Source organism: Streptomyces sp. NPDC058964, assembly GCF_042741275.1.
GTDB lineage: Bacteria > Actinomycetota > Actinomycetes > Streptomycetales > Streptomycetaceae > Streptomyces.
The window spans coordinates 8,021-26,637 of sequence record NZ_JBHYKH010000062.1 but is presented as its reverse complement, the minus strand read 5'-3'; the positions used below and the strand labels follow the sequence as shown (position 1 = coordinate 26,637).

At 72.7% G+C, this 18,617-nt stretch carries 16 protein-coding genes and 1 tRNA gene; 14 read left to right on the top strand and 3 right to left on the bottom strand.

Annotated elements, in window-relative coordinates:
• Window positions 1-86 precede the first annotated feature (86 nt).
• Window positions 87-1,427 (bottom strand): UDP-N-acetylglucosamine 1-carboxyvinyltransferase, encoded by a 1,341-nt coding sequence (murA, locus tag ACFW2E_RS11130; protein ID WP_384464776.1) that lies wholly within the window; start codon window positions 1,425-1,427, stop codon window positions 87-89.
• 251 nt (window positions 1,428-1,678) lie between these two features.
• On the opposite strand from murA, the gene ACFW2E_RS11125 reads away from it, so the two are divergent.
• The 8 genes from ACFW2E_RS11125 (at window position 1,679) to ACFW2E_RS11090 (ending at window position 11,742) form a co-directional block, all read left to right on the top strand.
• The gene (locus ACFW2E_RS11125; protein ID WP_384464773.1) at window positions 1,679-2,251 is read left to right on the top strand and encodes a YqgE/AlgH family protein; all 573 of its coding nucleotides are present in this window, start codon (window positions 1,679-1,681) and stop codon (window positions 2,249-2,251) included.
• Window positions 2,252-2,280: 29 nt separating this feature from the next.
• Window positions 2,281-2,562 carry a DUF3039 domain-containing protein gene (locus ACFW2E_RS11120; protein ID WP_103841003.1) on the top strand — a complete coding sequence of 94 codons (282 nt, stop codon included), beginning with the start codon at window positions 2,281-2,283 and terminating at the stop codon, window positions 2,560-2,562.
• A gap of 819 nt (window positions 2,563-3,381) precedes the next feature.
• Window positions 3,382-5,025, top strand: coding sequence for a beta-N-acetylhexosaminidase (locus tag ACFW2E_RS11115; protein ID WP_384464769.1), 1,644 nt, complete (start codon window positions 3,382-3,384; stop codon window positions 5,023-5,025).
• 223 nt (window positions 5,026-5,248) lie between these two features.
• Window positions 5,249-6,142: an FAD binding domain-containing protein gene (locus ACFW2E_RS11110; protein WP_384464766.1), complete on the top strand. Its 894-nt coding sequence runs from the start codon at window positions 5,249-5,251 to the stop codon at window positions 6,140-6,142.
• On the top strand, window positions 6,139-7,920 hold the full coding sequence (locus tag ACFW2E_RS11105) for a 2Fe-2S iron-sulfur cluster-binding protein (RefSeq protein ID WP_384464763.1): 1,782 nt from the start codon (window positions 6,139-6,141) through the stop codon (window positions 7,918-7,920). Before ACFW2E_RS11110 ends, ACFW2E_RS11105 begins: the two co-directional genes overlap by 4 nt.
• On the top strand, window positions 7,917-10,226 hold the full coding sequence (locus ACFW2E_RS11100) for a xanthine dehydrogenase family protein molybdopterin-binding subunit (RefSeq protein WP_384464760.1): 2,310 nt from the start codon (window positions 7,917-7,919) through the stop codon (window positions 10,224-10,226). The genes ACFW2E_RS11105 and ACFW2E_RS11100 overlap by 4 nt, the downstream gene beginning before the upstream one ends.
• Window positions 10,223-10,348: a hypothetical protein gene (locus ACFW2E_RS11095; RefSeq protein ID WP_384464757.1), complete on the top strand. Its 126-nt coding sequence runs from the start codon at window positions 10,223-10,225 to the stop codon at window positions 10,346-10,348. Before ACFW2E_RS11100 ends, ACFW2E_RS11095 begins: the two co-directional genes overlap by 4 nt.
• 236 nt (window positions 10,349-10,584) lie before the next feature.
• Complete coding sequence (locus ACFW2E_RS11090; RefSeq protein ID WP_384464754.1) at window positions 10,585-11,742, top strand: SUKH-4 family immunity protein; 1,158 nt, start codon at window positions 10,585-10,587, stop codon at window positions 11,740-11,742.
• Here the strand turns inward: ACFW2E_RS11090 and ACFW2E_RS11085 are convergent.
• Window positions 11,697-12,122, bottom strand: a complete 426-nt coding sequence (locus tag ACFW2E_RS11085) for a MerR family transcriptional regulator (RefSeq protein WP_384464751.1) — start codon at window positions 12,120-12,122, stop codon at window positions 11,697-11,699. The two genes, ACFW2E_RS11090 and ACFW2E_RS11085, sit on opposite strands and share 46 nt — an antisense overlap.
• Window positions 12,123-12,197: 75 nt before the next feature.
• Between ACFW2E_RS11085 and ACFW2E_RS11080 the strand changes: the two genes are divergently transcribed.
• Window positions 12,198-12,668: a hypothetical protein gene (locus tag ACFW2E_RS11080; RefSeq protein ID WP_384464748.1), complete on the top strand. Its 471-nt coding sequence runs from the start codon at window positions 12,198-12,200 to the stop codon at window positions 12,666-12,668.
• A 107-nt stretch (window positions 12,669-12,775) separates the two neighbouring features.
• On the opposite strand, the gene ACFW2E_RS11075 is transcribed toward ACFW2E_RS11080, so the two are convergent.
• Window positions 12,776-12,847 (bottom strand) — tRNA-Cys (locus ACFW2E_RS11075).
• A gap of 170 nt (window positions 12,848-13,017) precedes the next feature.
• Here ACFW2E_RS11075 and ACFW2E_RS11070 point away from each other — a divergent pair.
• From ACFW2E_RS11070 to ACFW2E_RS11050, 5 genes are all read left to right on the top strand, one after another.
• A complete protein-coding gene (locus ACFW2E_RS11070) occupies window positions 13,018-14,472 on the top strand; it encodes an MFS transporter (RefSeq protein ID WP_384464745.1) in 1,455 nt (484 codons plus the stop codon).
• Between the two features lie 41 nt (window positions 14,473-14,513).
• Window positions 14,514-14,720 carry a hypothetical protein gene (locus tag ACFW2E_RS11065; RefSeq protein WP_384464742.1) on the top strand — a complete coding sequence of 69 codons (207 nt, stop codon included), beginning with the start codon at window positions 14,514-14,516 and terminating at the stop codon, window positions 14,718-14,720.
• The gene (locus ACFW2E_RS11060) at window positions 14,717-15,091 is read left to right on the top strand and encodes a type II toxin-antitoxin system death-on-curing family toxin (RefSeq protein WP_384464740.1); all 375 of its coding nucleotides are present in this window, start codon (window positions 14,717-14,719) and stop codon (window positions 15,089-15,091) included. The genes ACFW2E_RS11065 and ACFW2E_RS11060 overlap by 4 nt, the downstream gene beginning before the upstream one ends.
• A gap of 118 nt (window positions 15,092-15,209) precedes the next feature.
• Entirely contained in the window at window positions 15,210-17,003 is a 1,794-nt protein-coding gene (locus ACFW2E_RS11055; RefSeq protein ID WP_384464737.1) for a DEAD/DEAH box helicase, read from the top strand.
• A gap of 410 nt (window positions 17,004-17,413) precedes the next feature.
• A complete protein-coding gene (locus ACFW2E_RS11050) occupies window positions 17,414-18,055 on the top strand; it encodes an IclR family transcriptional regulator (RefSeq protein ID WP_384464734.1) in 642 nt (213 codons plus the stop codon).
• Window positions 18,056-18,617: the final 562 nt, after the last annotated feature.

The window sequence follows — 18,617 nt, the reverse complement described above, 5'->3', positions numbered from 1 at the left end:
GGGGGGGGCGTCCGCTGGGTTGGCGACAACAACGAAGGTGGGGCGGCCCCCTACACCAGGGGGCCGCCCCATCGTCGTGCCGGAGACTAGCCGAGCGCCTTGCCCGGCAGCTCCACCTTCGCGCCCAGCTCCATGAGCTTCTCCATGAAGTTCTCGTAGCCGCGGTTGATGAGGTCGATGCCGTGGACACGGGACGTGCCCTGGGCCGCCAGCGCGGCGATCAGGTACGAGAAGCCGCCGCGGAGGTCCGGGATGACCAGGTCGGCGCCCTGCAGGCGGGTGGGGCCCGAGACGACCGCGGAGTGCAGGAAGTTGCGCTGGCCGAAGCGGCAGTCGGAGCTGCCCAGGCACTCGCGGTAGAGCTGGATGTGAGCGCCCATCTGGTTCAGCGCGGAGGTGAAGCCCAGCCGGGACTCGTAGACCGTCTCGTGGATGATCGACAGACCCGTGGCCTGCGTGAGGGCCACCACCAGCGGCTGCTGCCAGTCCGTCTGGAAGCCGGGGTGCACGTCCGTCTCCAGCGCGATGGACTTCAGCTGGCCGCCCGGGTGCCAGAAGCGGATGCCCTCGTCGTCGATCTCGAAGGCACCGCCCACCTTCCGGTAGGTGTTGAGGAACGTCATCATCGAACGCTGCTGAGCGCCGCGGACGTAGATGTTGCCCTCGGTCGCCAGCGCCGCCGACGCCCAGGACGCGGCCTCCAGCCGGTCCGCCAGGGCGCGGTGGGTGTAGCCGCCGAGGCTCTCCACACCGGTGATGCGGATCGTGCGGTCGGTGTCCATCGCGATGATCGCGCCCATCTTCTGCAGAACGCAGATCAGGTCCTCGATCTCCGGCTCGACGGCCGCGTTGGACAACTCGGTGACGCCCTCGGCCATTACGGCCGTCAGCAGCACCTGCTCGGTCGCGCCGACGGACGGGTAGGGCAGCCGGATCTTCGTGCCGCGCAGACCCTTCGGAGCCTCCAGGTACTGGCCGTCGGCGCGCTTCTCGATGGTCGCGCCGAACTGGCGCAGCACGTCGAAGTGGAAGTCGATCGGCCGTCCGCCGATGTCGCAGCCGCCCAGGCCCGGGATGAAGGCGTGGCCGAGACGGTGCAGCAGGGGGCCGCAGAAGAGGATCGGAATGCGCGAGGAACCCGCGTGGGCATCGATGTCAGCGACGTTGGCGCTCTCCACATGGGTCGGATCGAGCACCAGCTCGCCGGGCTCGTCACCCGGACGGACCGTCACCCCGTGCAGCTGCAGCAGGCCGCGTACGACACGAACGTCACGGATGTCCGGAACGTTGCGCAGTCGACTCGGCGCACTGCCCAGAAGGGCGGCGACCATTGCCTTCGGCACGAGGTTCTTCGCGCCGCGGACACGGATCTCGCCCTCCAGCGGGGTTCCGCCGTGGACAAGCAGGACATCGTCGTTGACGGTCATGAATCTCGCGTTCCGTGGAGTGGGGCAGGGGCCGGACAGACAGGGTAATCGCCTACCGCCCCCCTGCCGTAAGCCCAAGGACCGCCCAGGATCGCCACAGGTGTGTCACAACACGAACCGTTCCCAAACGGGCACATGGGGTCACCGCCGCGGGCGTGCGCTTGGGGCGCACCGGTGCGCCCTGAGCTGCATTCACCCGCGTACCCGCATTGGCTCCCCACACGAAGGGAAGATGCGGGATCATGTCTGGCATGACCGAGGTGTCCTCGCTCACAGGGCGGTTGCTCGTGGCAACGCCCGCCCTGGCGGACCCGAACTTCGACCGTGCGGTGGTGCTCCTTCTCGACCACGACGAGGAGGGCTCCCTCGGCGTCGTCCTCAATCGTCCGACCCCGGTGGACGTGGGCGACATCCTCGAGGGCTGGGCGGACCTGGCCGGTGAGCCCGGCGTGGTCTTCCAGGGCGGCCCGGTCTCGCTGGACTCCGCGCTCGGCGTCGCGGTCATCCCCGGTGGCGCGTCCGGCGACCGCGCCCCGCTCGGCTGGCGCCGGGTGCACGGCGCGATCGGGCTGGTGGACCTGGAGGCCCCACCGGAGCTGCTCGCCTCGGCCCTCGGGTCCTTGAGGATCTTCGCCGGGTACGCCGGCTGGGGCCCCGGTCAGCTGGAGGACGAGCTGGTGGAGGGCGCCTGGTACGTCGTCGAGTCGGAGCCGGGCGACGTCTCCTCCCCTTCCCCCGAGAGACTCTGGCGGGAGGTGCTGCGCCGCCAGCGCAACGAGCTCGCGATGGTGGCCACCTATCCGGACGACCCTACGCTCAACTGATACGGGTGAGCTTCAGTACCCTTGGCGATATGAGCACTCTCGAGCCCGAGCGCGGGACTGGTACCGGGACCCTCGTAGAGCCGACGCCGCAGGTGTCCCACGGTGACGGCGACCACGAGCGCTTCGCCCACTACGTCCAGAAGGACAAGATCATGGCGAGCGCGCTCGACGGCACGCCCGTCGTGGCGCTGTGCGGCAAGGTGTGGGTGCCGGGCCGCGACCCGAAGAAGTACCCGGTGTGTCCCATGTGCAAGGAGATCTACGACTCCATGGGCAGCGGCGGCGACGAAGGCAAGGGCGGCGACAAGTAGCGCCATCGCCCGCCGGGGCGCTCCGGGCGGACGGAGCATGGCCGCGGTGTCCCCGGTGGAGGGGTGCCGCGGCTCTGCTGTGCCCGGAAGGGTTGCGGTCGTTGCCGCGCGGGCGTCGATCAAACTGCGAGATCCGGGGACCCGGTTGCCGCTGGTACGGGCCGGGCGTGCCGGGCGGTGGAACGGAGACACGGCACCGGCGCGCGCTCCTGCGGCGGCGGGCCGACCCGGCTCCCCGGGCGGGGATGCTCGGGCAGGCCGTCACCGCGCCGCGTGGGCCACGGCACGACCGGCTCTCCGGAGGCCCGGGGCGCACCAGGCTCCCGGGGGTCGAAGCGGCCGCGCGGGTGCCGGGGGCTTGTGATCCGACCTGACCGAGGGGGGCGGCCCGTCTGCGGGGCTCGGCCCGACCGGGAGGAGCCGGCCTGATCGAGGTCCCGGGCATGACCGCGGAACCCGGCCCGGCCGCCGGGTGCCGGGCGACCTTCCTGATGTGTCTGGCATGTCGGGAAAGCTCGCAAGGCGGACCGGTGCTGTTCGCAACCCCCAGCGGACCCGCTTCCCGGGCGACGGGAATTCGCCGCAGGTCTCGTCCGCGGCCTTGTCGTGGCGAGTGGTGTCGTGATCACCTCGGGGCGGCTTCGCGATTCCCGCCGCGACCCCCGTGACGTGATTCCGTTCCGCTCGCGGACCCGGATGCCGATCGTGTGGCGGGGGTTCGCGAATACCGTCGGAGGTGTTCACCCCGTCTCGGCCCGAGGCGGCTACTCGTACAGCGGCGGCCGGTCTCCGGGCCGGGCGGAGCGGTTAGGGACTCACGTGTTGGACGTAATTCCGGCGCCGGGCAACTCGTACTGGAACGAAGCCGGTTACGGGAGTCTGGACCAGGAGACCCGGCTGGAGGCGCGACCCGGCACGGAGGGCGTCGCGCGGTGGCTGCGCGCAACGGTCGGCGCCGCCACGGGCCTGCCGCTCGCGGAGGCATCCGTGACCGCCGGGCGGGACAACAGCATTGTGCTGAGCATCGAACCCGGTCTGCCCCCGGAGGGATACCGCGTCGTCGTGGACGGAAATGCGCGCCGTATCGAGGGCGGTAGCGCGGCCGGTGTCTTCTGGGGTGCCCAGACATTCCGTCAGCTGCTCGGTCCCGACGCCTTCCGGCGGGCTCCCGTACGCCCGGACCAGCACTGGGACCTTCCGTACGTCACGATCGAGGACAGCCCGCGATTTCGCTGGCGCGGCCTCATGCTGGACGTCGCCCGGCACTTCATGCCGAAGGAAGGTGTCCTGCGGTACCTCGATCTGATGGCCGCGCACAAACTGAACGTCTTCCACTTCCATCTGACGGACGACCAGGGCTGGCGGGTCGAGATCAAGCGGTACCCGAAGCTGACCGAGATCGGTTCCTGGCGGGCGCGTACGAAATTCGGCCACCGGGCCTCGCCGCTCTGGGAGGAGAAGCCGCACGGGGGTTTCTACACCCAGGACGACATCCGGGAGATCGTCGCCTACGCCGCCGAGCGGCATATCACCGTCGTGCCCGAAATCGACGTACCCGGCCACTCGCAGGCGGCCATCGCCGCGTATCCGGAACTCGGCAACACCGACGTCATCGACACCACGGCCCTCTCCGTCTGGGACAACTGGGGAATCTCCCCGAACGTACTCGCTCCCACCGACAACACCCTGCGCTTCTACGAGGGGGTGTTCGAGGAACTCCTCGGCCTGTTCCCGGCGGACGCCGCCGAGTTCTCGGCGTTCGTTCACGTGGGCGGCGACGAATGCCTCAAGGACCAGTGGAAGCGGTCGCCGGCCGCGCAGACCCGTATCGGCGAACTCGGACTCGCGGACGAGGACGGGCTGCAGTCCTGGTTCATCGGGCACTTCGCCACGTGGCTCACCGCGCGCGGGCGCAGGCTCATCGGCTGGGACGAGATCCTCGAGGGCGGGCTCCCGGAGGGGGCGGCCGTCTCGTCCTGGCGCGGCTACGAGGGCGGGGTCGCCGCCGCGCGGGCCGGGCACGACGTCGTGATGTGCCCGGAGCAGCAGGTGTACCTGGACTACCGGCAGGCGGCGGGCGAGGACGAACCCGTACCGATCGCGTACGTGCGCACCCTGGAAGACGTCTACCGGTTCGAGCCGGTTCCGCCGGCGCTGGACGAGGACCGGGCCCGCCATGTGCTGGGAGCCCAGGCGAACGTGTGGACCGAGGTGATGGAGGACCCCGCACGCGTGGACTACCAGACCTTCCCCAGGCTCGCCGCCTTCGCCGAGGTGGCCTGGAGCGACCTGCCCGCCCCGGAGGACCGGGACTTCGCCGGGTTCGAGGCGCGGATGGCCGCCCACTACGGGCGACTTGACGCCCTGGGTGTCGCCTACCGCCCGCCCGCCGGGCCCCGGCCCTGGCAGCGGCGCCCCGGAGTGCCCGGCCGCCCCCTCGACGGACCGCCTCCGAACAGGTAATGGAAAAAGACCCCAAGGGTCACCGGAGAGTGTCAATCGGTTCCCACGGGAGATGAGGTACGAAAACGGACTATCTCCCCAGTGAAGTGGGCGAATGCCTCCTAGCGGACCCCCGCGTTCGAGTGTTGCGATGATGTGCCAGAGTTGCCACGTCCGCCCTGTGAGCACGTACCGTACGGCAGCACAGGTGGGACCAGGTGGGGCAGCGGAAGGGGCAGCCGGTTTGACCACGCACGCACCGCAGGCGGCGCAGGCCGTCACGCTGCCCACGACGCTGGACGAGGCTGTGGCGGCGCTCACAGCCATGCCGACCGCGGTGCCCGTCGCGGGCGGCACCGACCTGATGGCCGCCGTGAACTCCGGGCAGCTCAGGCCCGCCGCCCTGGTGGGGCTCGGCCGGATCAGCGAGATCCGCGGCTGGCAGTACCAGGACGGCCACGCGCTGCTCGGCGCCGGCCTCACGCACGCCCGCATGGGCCGCCCCGACTTCGCCGCGCTGATCCCGGCGCTCGCGGCCGCCGCGCGCGCCGCGGGCCCGCCGCACATCCGCAACGCGGGCACCCTGGGCGGCAACATCGCCACGGCCGCGCCCACCGGGGACGCGCTTCCCGTCCTCGCCGCCCTGGAGGCGGCGGTGATCGTCGCGGGTCCCGGCGGGGCCCGCCGGGAGATCCCGGTCTCGCACCTGCTGGCGGGCATGGAGATGCTTCGCGGCGGTGAGCTGATCGGCTACGTGCGCGTGCCGCTGCTGCACGCCCCGCAGGTGTTCCTGAAGGCGACCGGACGGACCGGGCCGGGCCGTGCCCTGGCCTCCGTGGCCCTGGTCCTCGACCCCGCCCGGCGGGCGGTACGGTGTGCCGTCGGTGCCATCGCGCCGATGCCGCTCCGGCCCCTGGACGCCGAACAGTGGGTCGCCCGGCTCATCGACTGGGACAACGACCGCGCGCTCGTCCCCGAGGCCCTGAACGCCTTCGGGGAGTACGTCGCCGCGGCCTGCATCCCCGACCCGGCCCCGGAGGGGGACGGTTCCGTGCCGGCGCTTCCGCCCGCCGTACTGCACCTGCGGCGCACCGTTGCCGCGCTGGCCCGACGAGCACTGGGGAGGGCGCTGTCGTGACCGACGACCAGCACGGAGAGGGCAGGTCCCAGGGCGGCGGCCGCTGGGACCCGCTGCCCCAGGGCGACTACGACGACGGCGCCACCGCCTTCGTGAAGCTCCCCGAAGGGGGCATCGAGGCACTCCTGGCCGCCGACAGCCCGCTGGCGGCGCCCGGCCACGGCTACGTGCCGCCGCAGATAGCGGTGGCTCCCGCCGCGGACGGCGCGACCGACCCCGGGGCGACGGGCACCTGGACGATGCCCGCCGACGGCACGCAGTGGCCCGACCCCAACGCCGCGTCCCGGGGGACCGGCGCGGACGACCGGTTCACGTACAGCCCCGGGTCCACGCAGCACTGGACCTTCGAGGACCCCGCCGCGCCCGCGCCCGGCCACGACGTGACCGGCCAGTGGTCCATCCCCGTCGCCGGCGGCGACCTGCCCGACGAATCGGGCGAGTTCACCCCGTCCTCCCTCGTCGAGCAGTGGGGCGGTACGCCGCCGGCGACCCTGCCCGGCGGCGCGCCCGCGCCCTGGGCGACGGAGGGTGCCGGACAGTCCTGGGCGCAGCAGACGGCGGATCCGCGGACCGGCGAGCACCCGACGGGTGCCGGGCACCTGGCCGACGAGCACTCGGCGTACGCGCCCCCGCTGACTCCCGGTGACACCGGAGACGGCTTCGCGGCCGGCGCCGGATACCCGGAGCCGCCCACCGACGACGACCCCGGAACCCTCGCCGGGCACGACCTGCCGGCCCGCGGCGCGGACTTCCCGCCGACGCCGGACGTGGAGTCCGGCGCCGGCCACGCGTACCCCGCGCAGCGCGCGGGCAGGACGGCCGAACCGGCCGAGGACGCCGAACCGGCCGCGGAGACCGGGCCCGGTGACGCCCAGGAGGCCTCCGAGGGGCCCGCTGGACGCCCCGCGGGCCCCGGCGCCGCCGTTGATGCCGAAGTCGCCCCGGAAGCCCGGGAAACGGCCGTCACGGCCGACGAGGCCGCGGCGGGCGACCCGGAGCACGCGTCCGGTCCGGCGCCTTCGCCCGGCGACGAGGCCCCCCTCCCGCCGCACGACGACCACCCCCTCGCCTCCTTCGTCCTGCGTGTCAACGGCGCCGACCGGCCCGTCACCGACGCCTGGATCGGCGAGTCGCTGCTGTACGTGCTGCGCGAGCGGCTCGGGCTCGCCGGCGCCAAGGACGGCTGCTCGCAGGGCGAGTGCGGGGCCTGCAACGTCCAGGTGGACGGCCGGCTCGTCGCCTCCTGCCTGGTGCCCGCGGTCACCGCGGCCGGCAGCGAGGTCCGCACCGTCGAGGGGCTAGCCGTCGACGGACAGTCCTCCGACGTGCAGCGGGCGCTCGCCAAGTGCGGCGCGGTGCAGTGCGGCTTCTGCGTGCCCGGCATGGCGATGACCGTGCACGACCTCCTGGCCGGCAACCCCGCGCCGACCGACATGGAGGCGCGCCAGGCGCTGTGCGGCAACCTGTGCCGCTGCTCCGGCTACCGGGGCGTCCTGGAGGCGGTCCAGGAAGTCGTGGCCGAACGCGAGGCCCACGCCGCGGCGGAGGCCGAGGCGGACGCGGACGAGCCGCGTATTCCGCACCAGGCGGGTCCGGGTGCCGGCGGCGTCAACCCGTCGGCGTTCGAGGCGTCCGGCCCGCCGGTCCCGCACGACCAGTCCTACGGGCAGGGCCAGTCCTACGGGCAGGGCCAGTCCTACGGGCAGGACCAGTCCTACGGGCAGGACCAGTCCTACGGGCAGGACCAGTCCTACGGACAGGACGGAGGCCAGGCGTGAGCAACGAAGCCGCCACCGTGACCACCGCGGCGGAGGCCGCCGGCGCCCCCGAACCGCTGCCGCACGGCCTCGGCGCCTCCCTGCTGCCGGCCGATGCCCGCGCCAAGACCGAGGGCACCTTCCCGTACGCGGCCGACCTGTGGGCCGAGGGCCTGCTGTGGGCGGCCGTACTGCGCTCCCCGCACCCGCACGCGCGCATCGTGTCGATCGACACCTCCCACGCGCGCGAGATGCCCGGCGTGCGTGCCGTCGTCACCCACGAGGACGTGCCCGGCACCCCCCGGTACGGCCGGGGAACGCCCGACCGCCCGGTGTTCGCCTCCGAGGTCGTACGCCACCACGGCGAGCCCATCGCCGCCGTGGCCGCCGACCACCCGGACACCGCGCGGATGGCCGCGGCGGCCGTCATCGTCGAGTACGAGGTGCTCGACCCGGTGACCGACCCGGAGCAGGCCTTCGAGGCCGAGCCGCTGCACCCGGACGGCAACCTGATCCGGCACATCCCGCTGCGCCACGGCGACCCGGACGCGATCGGCGAGATCGTCGTCGAGGGCCTGTACCGCATCGGCCGCCAGGACCCCGCCCCCATCGGTGCCGAGGCGGGCCTCGCCGTGCCCCGCCCCGACGGCGGCGTCGAGCTCTACCTGGCCTCCACCGACCCGCACACCGACCGCAACACGGCCGCCGCGGTCTACGGTCTGGCCCCCGACCGCGTGAAGATCGTCGTCACCGGCGTTCCCGGCGCCACCGCCGATCGCGAGGACCAGGGCTTCCAGCTCCCGCTCGGCCTGCTGGCGCTCAGGACCGGCTGCCCGGTGAAGCTCACGGCGACCCGCGAGGAGTCCTTCCTCGGCCACGTCCACCGGCACCCCACCCTCCTGCGCTACCGGCACCACGCCGACGCCGAGGGCAACCTGGTCAAGGTCGAGGCGCAGATCCTCCTCGACGCCGGCGCGTACGCCGACACCTCCGCCGAGGCCCTGGCCGCCGCCGTCTCCTTCGCCTGCGGCCCGTACGTGGTCCCGAACGCCTTCATCGAGGGCTGGGCCGTCCGCACCAACAACCCGCCCTCCGGCCACGTACGTGGCGAGGGCGCCATGCAGGTGTGCGCCGCCTACGAGGCGCAGATGGACAAGCTGGCCAAGAAGCTGGGCCAGGACCCGGCCGAGCTGCGTCTGCGCAATGCCCTCGCGACCGGGGACGTGCTGCCGATCGGGCAGACGGTGACCTGCCCGGCCCCCGTCGCCGAACTCCTCCAGGCCGTACGGGACTTCCCACTGCCGCCGCTGCCCAAGGACACCCCCGAGGACGAGTGGCTGCTGCCCGGCGGACCCGAGGGCGCGGGCGAACCGGGCGCGGTGCGCCGGGGCGTCGGCTACGGCATCGGCATGGTGCACATGCTCGGCGCGGAGGGCGCCGACGAGGTTTCCACGGCGACGGTGAAGGTTCACGACGGCATCGCCACCGTGCTCTGCGCGGCCGTCGAGACGGGCCAGGGCTTCACCACGCTCGCCCGGCAGATCGTCCAGGAGACCCTGGGCATCGACGAGGTGCACGTCGCGCCCGTCGACACCGACCAGCCCCCGGCCGGCGGGAGCTGCCGCGGCCGCCACACATGGGTCTCGGGCGGCGCGGTGGAACGTGCCGCCAAGATGGTCCGCACGCAACTGCTCCAGCCCCTGGCACACAAGTTCGGCATGTCCACGGAGCTGCTGCAGATCACCGACGGCAAGATCACGTCGTACGACGGCGTCCTGTCGACCACCGTCACCGAGGCGATGGACGGCAAGGAGCTGTGGGCCACCGCCCAGTGCCGCCCGCACCCCACCGAGCCGCTCAACGCCGAGGGCCAGGGCGACGCCTTCGTGGGCCTCGCCTTCTGCGCGATCCGCGCGGTGGTGGACGTCGACATCGAACTCGGTTCGGTACGGGTCGTGGAGCTGGCCGTCGCCCAGGACGTCGGCCGGATCCTCAACCCGGCGCAGCTCTCCGCGCGCATCGAGGCGGGTGTCACCCAGGGAGTGGGCATCGCCCTCACCGAGAACCTGCGCACCCCGCGCGGACTGATCCGCCACCCGGACCTCACCGGGTACGCCCTCCCCACAGCCCTGGACGCGCCGGACGTCCGGATCGTCAAACTGGTCGAGGAGCGGGACGTGGTCGCCCCCTTCGGTGCGAAGGCGGCCAGTGCGGTACCGGTCGTGACGTCCCCGGCGGCGATCGCCTCCGCGGTGCGCGCGGCGACCGGCCGCCCGGTGAACCGCCTCCCGATCCGCCCGCAGGCCGCGGTGGTGACCGGCCAGTGACCCCGCCCGAGGACGAACCGCGCTACGAACCCCCGCCCAGCGTCGGCAAACTGCTGGTCTGGGTCCTGCTGTTCGTACTGGCGGCGGTCGTCGTGGTGCTGGGCGGCGTGTACTTCACGTAGGGGCGTGTTCTTCACGTGGCGGCGTGTACTTCACGTGACCGTGCACGCGATTTCCCGCCGGGACGGAACGGGCGGGATTCGCCTGGCGTCACTTATTCGCGGGGCGTTGTCAGTGGTGCGGCGTAGTGTTCTGGCAGTGGGGGACGGCCGGCGGACACACCCTGTGCCTCGAGCTGTCGACGCACGAGGCTGTACGACGCTGTACGACGCTGTACGACCGAAATCGCGGGGGAGCGATGAGCACGACCGACGCCGGTGTCGCGGCGATCACCTTGACCGAGGACGAGCTCGGGTCGTTCGTCACGCACGTCCCGACGCGCGTCCTGCTGACCGGCCCCGGACTGCCCGGCGACAGCGGTCTGCTGACGTTCGCACCCCTGCGCACGGCGGGTCTGCGCACGCTCGCGGACGCCGCCGGCGGCCCGGGCCGCCTCGCGCAGGAACTGCGGCACCGGCTGGTGATAGGGGAGTTGCTGGGACCGGCGGGCCTGGGGACGGAGTCGATCCTGCTCGACGGCGACACGGGCGAGATCACCACCGCGTACCTCTTCGACCCGACGGACAGCCGTCCGCTCGCGCCGTCCCTGCGGACCCTGCTGCGGTTCGCCGCCGTCACCGAGGAACTGGCGGACCTGCGCGGCCGTTTCGCCTCCTTCGCGGGCCGGTACGGCACGAAGACGGCGACCGAGGCGTCCCGCCGGCTCCTCGCCCTCTTCGAGGAGGACACGGACGGCCACGTCCCGCCGTACTGGAAGGCGGCCGCGCTGATCCGCCCCCTGACACTGGCGGCGGGCCCCGGCGCGGGCTCCGGGCTCACCCTGGACGTTCCCGGCCGCCTCATGGACCAGGAGTTCGGCCGCGGCCGCGTGGCCCGCTTCGAGGAGGTCGACTTCCCCGTCACGCTCACCCACGAGCCGACCCGCCGCTTCCTGCGCGAGACGGGCCTGCCCGAGGACGCCGTGCTGTTCCGCCTCGACACGGAGGTGCCGCTGCCGACCCTCACGGAGTACTTCACGGACGAGCGGGCGGGCGAGTACCCCCTGGACCTGCTCCCGGCCCACTCCGGCCGGCTGATACGCCTGGGCGGCCTCGTCGAGGACAACAGCCTGGTGGTGGACGGCACGACGGGTGCGGTCCTGAACTTCAGCGAGCCCGAGGCGAGACTTGAACCCCTCAACACGGACGTCTCCACCCTCGCCTTCACCCTTTGGCTGCTGCACCGCGAGCGGGCGATCGACGCGGACCTCGGGGGCGAACTCACCAAGGCCTACGACCAGTTGGCCACGACGATGATCCAGGTACTGTCGGCGGTCGACCCCACGGGCGTGACGGCGGACGCCGGCCGGCACTACTGGACGGACCTGTTCCAGGACGAGGCCGGCGGCGTGCTCTGACGGCCGGGCGGCCCGGCGCCGTCCCGCCCGGCCGCCCGCAGCGGGCACCCGGTGCCGACGCGCTCGCCGAGTTCGGCCCGCAGGGCGGCCAGTTCGGCCATCCGCACGTCGATCACCCGGATCTTCTCCTCGAAGAGTGCCGACAGGGCCGAGGCGGAGTCCTGCGCGTCACGCAGTTCCTCGCCGTGCCGGGCGATCTCGGCGAGCGAGAAACCGAGGGTCTGGGCGGTGCGGACGTAGTGCAGCCAGGGGACCGTCTCCGGCGGGAAGTCGCGGTATCCGTTGGCCAGCCGCCGGCCCGTGACGAGGCCGATCCTCTCGTAGAAGCGGATGGTGTCCCTGGTCGTCCCCGCTTGCGCGGCCAGCTCCCCGATACGCATGACCCCCCCCGGCGGGTTCCGCGGACTCAACGGACTTGACCTTGGACAGTACTCCAGTGTTTAGCGTCGGGTGACGTGAACCGACACCGACTCCAGCTCCCTTCCCCGTCCCACCCCGCCTACCTGCGTCTCGTACGAGCGAGCGCCTGGTACGACCTGGTCGTCACGGCGGGATTCGCGACCCCCTGGACCTACACGCTCCTGCACGACGCGCTGACGTCCCTGGGCGAGGCGGCGGGCCTGGGCGGCCTGCCCGCCCAGGACCCGATGCAGACCCTGTACGCCAATCTGATGGGCTCGGTCGTGGTCGTCTGGGCCCTCCTGCGGATCACCGGACCCCGGCCGCTCCACGGCCTCCTCGACGGCACCGCCCGCGCCCTGTTCGCCCTGTGGCAGGCCTACGCCCTGGCCCACGGCGTCACCCGGCTTCTGTGGATCTTCTTCGCGGTGGAGGCGGCGTTCGGCGTGGCACAGCTCGCACCGTGGTGCGGAAGGCGACGCACCGGCCGGCCCGCAGAGGCCGTGGCGGGAATCGAACCCGTGTGACTCCCCGCGAGCACGGCTCCCCGACGGGTGCGGCGCGGGCGAGTCCCTGAACCACTCGTGCACCCGGCCGACCACCCGCCAGTGGTCGGCCGCATCACCGATGCCAGAGGCCGTGGCGGGAATCGAACCCACGTACCTCGCTTTGCAGGCGAGTCCCTAAGCCACTCGGGCACACGGCCGTGTTCGTGGAATGAACGTACGGCGGGGCGGAGGGTGGCTCAAGGGAATCCGTGGGGCCGCAATGGGACTGCCACACGCCGTTCATGAAACGGGCCTACGACCAAGGTCGCAGGCGGGAGGCGACTTGCGACAGGGGCCAAAGTACTTCTTGGGCCTTACGCTGGCGAGCATGACCGCCCTTGAGCCGCGCGACACCGGAGTCGTGGACGAAGCCGCCGACATAGCCGGCAGACCCGACGAGGGCGTGCTGGGGCGGTCCTACCGGGCGCTCAGCGTCGGGATCGTGTCCGTCGTTCTGCTGATCGCCTTCGAGGCGACCGCGGTGGGAACGGCGATGCCGGTCGCGGCCCGGGAACTGGACGGGGTGTCGCTGTACGCGTTCGCCTTCTCCGGCTACTTCACCACGAGCCTGTTCGGCATGGTGCTCGCCGGGCAGTGGTCCGACCGCCGGGGACCGCTGGGGGCACTGACGACCGGGATCGGCGCGTTCGCGGCCGGGCTGGTCGTGGCCGGGACGGCCGGCGCGATGTGGTTGTTCATCGTGGGACGCGCCGTGCAGGGCTTCGGCGGCGGGCTGGTGATCGTCGCGCTGTACGTCGTCGTGGGCCGGGCCTATCCGGAGCGGCTGCGCCCGGCGATCATGGCGGCGTTCGCGGCCGGCTGGGTCGTGCCGTCCGTCGTCGGGCCGCTGGCGGCGGGCGCCGTGACCGAGCACCTCGGCTGGCGGTGGGTCTTCCTCGGGATCCCGGTGCTCGTCGTGTTCCCGGTGGCGCTCGCGCTTCCGCAGATCCGGCGGCGGGCGTCGGGCCCCGTGGACGAGGGCGCGGCCGCGGCCTCCGCGGACCGGCGGCGCATCCTGCTCGCCCTCGGCATCTCGCTCGGCGCCGGGCTCCTCCAGTACGCCGCGCAGGACCTGCGCTGGGTGTCCGTGCTCCCCGGACTCGCGGGCGCCGCCCTCCTCGTGCCGGCCGTGCTCGGGCTGCTGCCGCGCGGTACGTACCGTGCCGTGCGCGGGCTGCCGTCCGTCGTGCTGCTGCGTGGGGTGGCCGCCGGATCCTTCATCGCCGCCGAGTCGTTCGTGCCGCTGATGCTGGTCACCCAGCGGGGGCTGTCGCCGACGCTGGCCGGGTTCTCGCTGGCGGCGGGCGGGGCCACCTGGGCGCTGGGGTCGTGGGTGCAGTCGCGGCCACGGGTGGAGCCGTACCGGGAGCGGCTGATGACCGTGGGGATGGTGCTGGTCGCGGCCGCGATCGCCGCGGCGCCCAGCGTGCTGGTGGACTCCGTGCCCGTCTGGACGGTCGCCGTCGCCTGGGCCTTCGGCTGCTTCGGCATGGGGCTGGTGATCTCCTCCGTCAGCGTGCTCCTGCTGCACCTGTCCGCCCCCGAGGAGGCCGGGACCAACTCCGCCGCCCTCCAGATCTCCGACGCCCTCTCCAACGTCGTCCTCCTCGCGGTGGCCGGCGCGGCCTTCGCCACCCTGGGCGGCGGCGCCACGGCGGACGCCACGGCCGCCGCGGCCGACGGCTCGGGCGCGCACCCCGCCGCCTTCGCCGCCGTGTTCCTGCCGATGGCCGGGGTGGCGCTGATCGGGGTGTGGGTCACCAGGCGACTGCGCGAACCGTAAAACGATCGCCCGGCACCGGCCTCCCGGCCTACCCTCCCCGCATGCACCAGCCCGAACCGACCCTCCGCCTCGACCCCGCCACCCGGCAGGCCCTCGACGACCTCGCGGACGCCCAGGGGCGCACGCCGGAAGACGTCGCCCTGGACGCCGTACACCGGTATCTGCGCCAGGAGGGCGCCGCCGTGCTCGCCGTCGCAGAACGGCTGGCCGGGGCGCACGCCGACCTGCTGAGGCGGCTCGGCGAATGACCCGCCACCTCACCGTCGCCGAGGTCACCGCCCTCGCCGAGGCCGCCTTCGGCGGACGCGCACCCGAGGCCCGGGAGCCGGGGCTGCTCGCCTCGGCGGTGCACCGGCCCCGCGCCCGGATGTTCGGCACGGCGGCCTACCGGGACCTGCACGAACAGGCCGCGGCGCTGCTCCACGCCATCGCCACGAACCACCCCCTCGTCGACGGGAACAAGCGCACCGCCTGGCTGGCCGCTGCGACCTTCCTCGCCGTCAACGGGATCGATCTCGCCGGTGCCGACCAGGACACGGCGTACGGCCTGGTCATCGATGTGGCCTCGGGAGCGGAGAACGACATCGCGGTCATCGCGGGGCGGTTGAGGCGGCTGTGACGTCGGTCCCACCCACGGGCGACCCGGCCTCGTCCGGGCGTTGACACCACCGGGCCGCCGGTAGGGTGGCCCGGTTGTCATACGTAGCCGAGCAGCCCGACCCCCTTCTACGGAGACCGTGACTACCACCGCCGCTTCCCACTCCCACCACCTCTCCCCGGCCTTCCCCGGCCGTGCTCCCTGGGGCACCGCCAGCAAGCTGCGTGCCTGGCAGCAGGGGGCGATGGAGAAGTACATCCAGGAGCAGCCACGCGACTTCCTGGCGGTCGCGACCCCCGGCGCCGGCAAGACGACCTTCGCCCTCACCCTGGCCTCCTGGCTGCTGCACCACCACGTCGTGCAGCAGGTGACCGTGGTCGCGCCCACCGAGCACCTGAAGAAGCAGTGGGCGGAGGCGGCCGGGCGGATAGGGATCAAGCTCGACCCCGAGTACAGCGCGGGCCCGCTCGGCAGGGAGTACGACGGGGTCGCCGTGACCTACGCCGGTGTCGGTGTGCGCCCGATGCTGCACCGCAACCGGGTCGAGCAGCGCAAGACCCTGGTCATCCTCGACGAGATCCACCACGCCGGCGACTCCAAGTCCTGGGGCGAGGCCTGCCTGGAGGCGTTCGAGCCCGCCACCCGCCGGCTCGCGCTGACCGGTACGCCCTTCCGGTCCGACACCAACCCCATCCCCTTCGTGACGTACGAGGAGGGACAGGACGGGATCCGCCGGTCCGCCGCCGACTACACCTACGGGTACGGCAACGCGCTCGCCGACCACGTCGTCCGGCCGGTCATCTTCCTCTCCTACAGCGGCAACATGCGCTGGCGGACCAAGGCCGGTGACGAGATCGCCGCCCGGCTCGGCGAGCCCATGACCAAGGACGCCGTCAGCCAGGCCTGGCGCACCGCCCTCGACCCGCGCGGCGAGTGGATGCCCAGCGTGCTGCGCGCCGCCGACCAGCGGCTGACCGAGGTCAGGAAGGCCATCCCGGACGCCGGCGCGCTCGTGATCGCCTCCGACCAGGACTCGGCCCGCGCCTACGCCAAGCTCATCCGGGAGATCACCGGGACGAAGGCGACGCTGGTGCTGTCCGACGACGCGGGCGCGTCCGGCCGGATCGACGAGTTCAGCGGCAACAACGACCGGTGGATGGTCGCGGTCCGGATGGTGTCCGAGGGCGTCGACGTGCCCCGGCTCGCGGTCGGGGTGTACGCCACGACCATCTCCACCCCGCTCTTCTTCGCGCAGGCCGTGGGCCGTTTCGTACGGTCCCGGCGGCGCGGCGAGACCGCCTCCGTCTTCCTCCCGACCATCCCCGACCTGCTCACCTTCGCCAACGAGATGGAGGTGGAGCGGGACCACGCCCTGGACAAGCCGAAGAAGGAGGGCGAGGAGGACCCGTACGCCGAGTCCGAGAAGGAGATGGAGGAGGCGAACAAGGAGCAGGACGAGGACACCGGCGAGCAGGACATGCTCCCGTTCGAGGCCCTGGAGTCCGACGCCGTCTTCGACCGGGTGCTCTACGACGGCGCCGAGTTCGGCATGCAGGCCCACCCGGGCAGTGAGGAGGAGCAGGACTACCTCGGCATCCCCGGGCTCCTCGAACCCGACCAGGTGCAGTTGCTGCTCCAGAAGAGGCAGGCCCGGCAGATCGCGCACAGCCGCAAGAAACCGGACACCGAGGCCGACCTGCTGGAACTGCCCGCCGAGCGGCGTCCGGTGGTCACCCACAAGGAGATGATGGAGCTGCGCAAGCAGCTCAACACGATGGTGAGTGCCTACGTCCACCAGAGCGGCAAGCCGCACGGGGTGATCCACACCGAGCTGCGGCGGGTGTGCGGCGGACCGCCGAGCGCGGAGGCGACGGCCGGGCAGCTGAGGCAGCGGATCGCCAAGGTGCAGGAGTGGGCCACCCGCATGCGGTGACGCTCCGCCGGGTTCACCGGTTTCTTTCCTTCCCATTTCTCTCTCTATCCACCCGCCCACCCGCCCACCCGCCCACCCGACTCGGTCGGGCAGGAGGCGGCCCCGCGGGGCTTCGCCCCGGCCCCCGGTCCTGGGGCGGCGTGCGTATCCGGACGAATGATGGCAGGCCGGATCTGGTCTTGCCCGGATTCTGGACGGAGGCTTCCGCTCAGCGAACCGGCTTCGCTAATGTCCCGCTACGCACACGCCCCGTGGCAGCGCCGCCGCGGAGCGCAGCCGTGAAGCGACTTGGCCCGGAGCCGCCGGGCCGCCATGCCGATCGGCGGCCTCTGAAGCGCGTCGCCGACGGGACTCTGCGACGCATCCGCCGCTCAGGGGTTGCCGACCTCACCACTTAAGGAGTGGGCGTCGTGACCGCGGAGACCTCTCAGACGCTCGACAGGGGACTGCGCGTCCTCAAGCTGCTGGCCGACACCGACCACGGGCTGACCGTCACCGAGCTTTCCAACAAACTGGGCGTGAACCGGACGGTTGTGTACCGGTTGCTCGCCACGCTCGAACAGCATGCGCTCGTGCGTCGTGATCTGGGCGGGCGAGCCCGGGTCGGACTCGGGGTGCTGCGGCTGGGCCGGCAGGTGCATCCCCTGGTACGCGAGGCGGCGCTGCCCGCGTTGCGGTCGCTGGCCGAGGACATAGGCGCCACGGCGCATCTCACGCTGGTGGACGGATCGGAGGCGCTGGCCGTCGCGGTGGTCGAGCCGACGTGGACGGACTATCACGTGGCCTACCGGGCAGGGTTCCGGCATCCGCTGGACCGGGGAGCCGCGGGCAAGGCGATCCTCGCGGCACGGCAGTCGTCCATGACGGAGCCCGGATACACCCTGACGCACGGGGAGTTGGAGGCGGGCGCCAGCGGGGCGGCCGCGCCGCTGCTCGGGGTCACGGGCGTGGAGGGCAGCGTCGGCGTCGTGATGCTGGCGGACTCCGTGCCCGAACGGGTCGGGCCCCGTGTGGTGGACGCGGCGCGGGAGGTCGCCGAGGCGCTGCGCTAGCCGGAGTTGTCCGGCCCGGCCGCAGGTGTTCGGCCGATCCGTGAACCGGCCGGCCGTGCCTTTGGCCGATTTCCCTCGTCCCGGTGGTGCCGTCCCTCCGCATCATCAGGGGCCAGGACAGCCCCACAGCGGAGGGAGCGGCACGGTGGAGACGGTCGGTACGCGGCCACACGCCGAAGGACGGACGGGGCCCCGGGCAGCCGGCCGACGCGGAGACAGGCTGTCGGCAGGCTCGTCGGCGAGGCGGCCGGGGTCCCTCGGACGGACCATGGGGGTCGCGCAGCCCACCCTGCTGAGCGTGGGCGCGACCCTGGGCACGGGCATCTTCGTCGTGCCCGGCCAGGCCGTCCCGCGGGTCCGGCCATCGTCGTCTCCTTCGTGCCCCCGGGGTGACCGAGCTCTTCTCGGCCCTCTCCTACGCCGAGCCGGCCGGCGTGATCCCGGGATCGGGCTCCTCGTACGGCCGCTTCGCGCAGGACATCACCGATCCCTTCGTCCACCAGGCCGGCCCTCCACCGGCCCCCGCCCCCCCCCCGCTCGCGCGCCCGCCCCGCCCCGGGGC

Excerpts from the sequence above, each read along its gene's own strand:
- murA (WP_384464776.1), bottom strand. The coding sequence starts at position 1,427 with ATGACCGTCAACGACGATGTCCTGCTTGTCCACGGCGGAACCCCGCTG.
- ACFW2E_RS11125 (WP_384464773.1), top strand. The coding sequence starts at position 1,679 with ATGACCGAGGTGTCCTCGCTCACAGGGCGGTTGCTCGTGGCAACGCCC.
- ACFW2E_RS11120 (WP_103841003.1), top strand. The coding sequence starts at position 2,281 with ATGAGCACTCTCGAGCCCGAGCGCGGGACTGGTACCGGGACCCTCGTA.
- ACFW2E_RS11090 (WP_384464754.1), top strand. The coding sequence starts at position 10,585 with ATGAGCACGACCGACGCCGGTGTCGCGGCGATCACCTTGACCGAGGAC.
- ACFW2E_RS11085 (WP_384464751.1), bottom strand. The coding sequence starts at position 12,122 with ATGCGTATCGGGGAGCTGGCCGCGCAAGCGGGGACGACCAGGGACACC.
- ACFW2E_RS11070 (WP_384464745.1), top strand. The coding sequence starts at position 13,018 with ATGACCGCCCTTGAGCCGCGCGACACCGGAGTCGTGGACGAAGCCGCC.
- ACFW2E_RS11065 (WP_384464742.1), top strand. The coding sequence starts at position 14,514 with ATGCACCAGCCCGAACCGACCCTCCGCCTCGACCCCGCCACCCGGCAG.
- ACFW2E_RS11060 (WP_384464740.1), top strand. The coding sequence starts at position 14,717 with ATGACCCGCCACCTCACCGTCGCCGAGGTCACCGCCCTCGCCGAGGCC.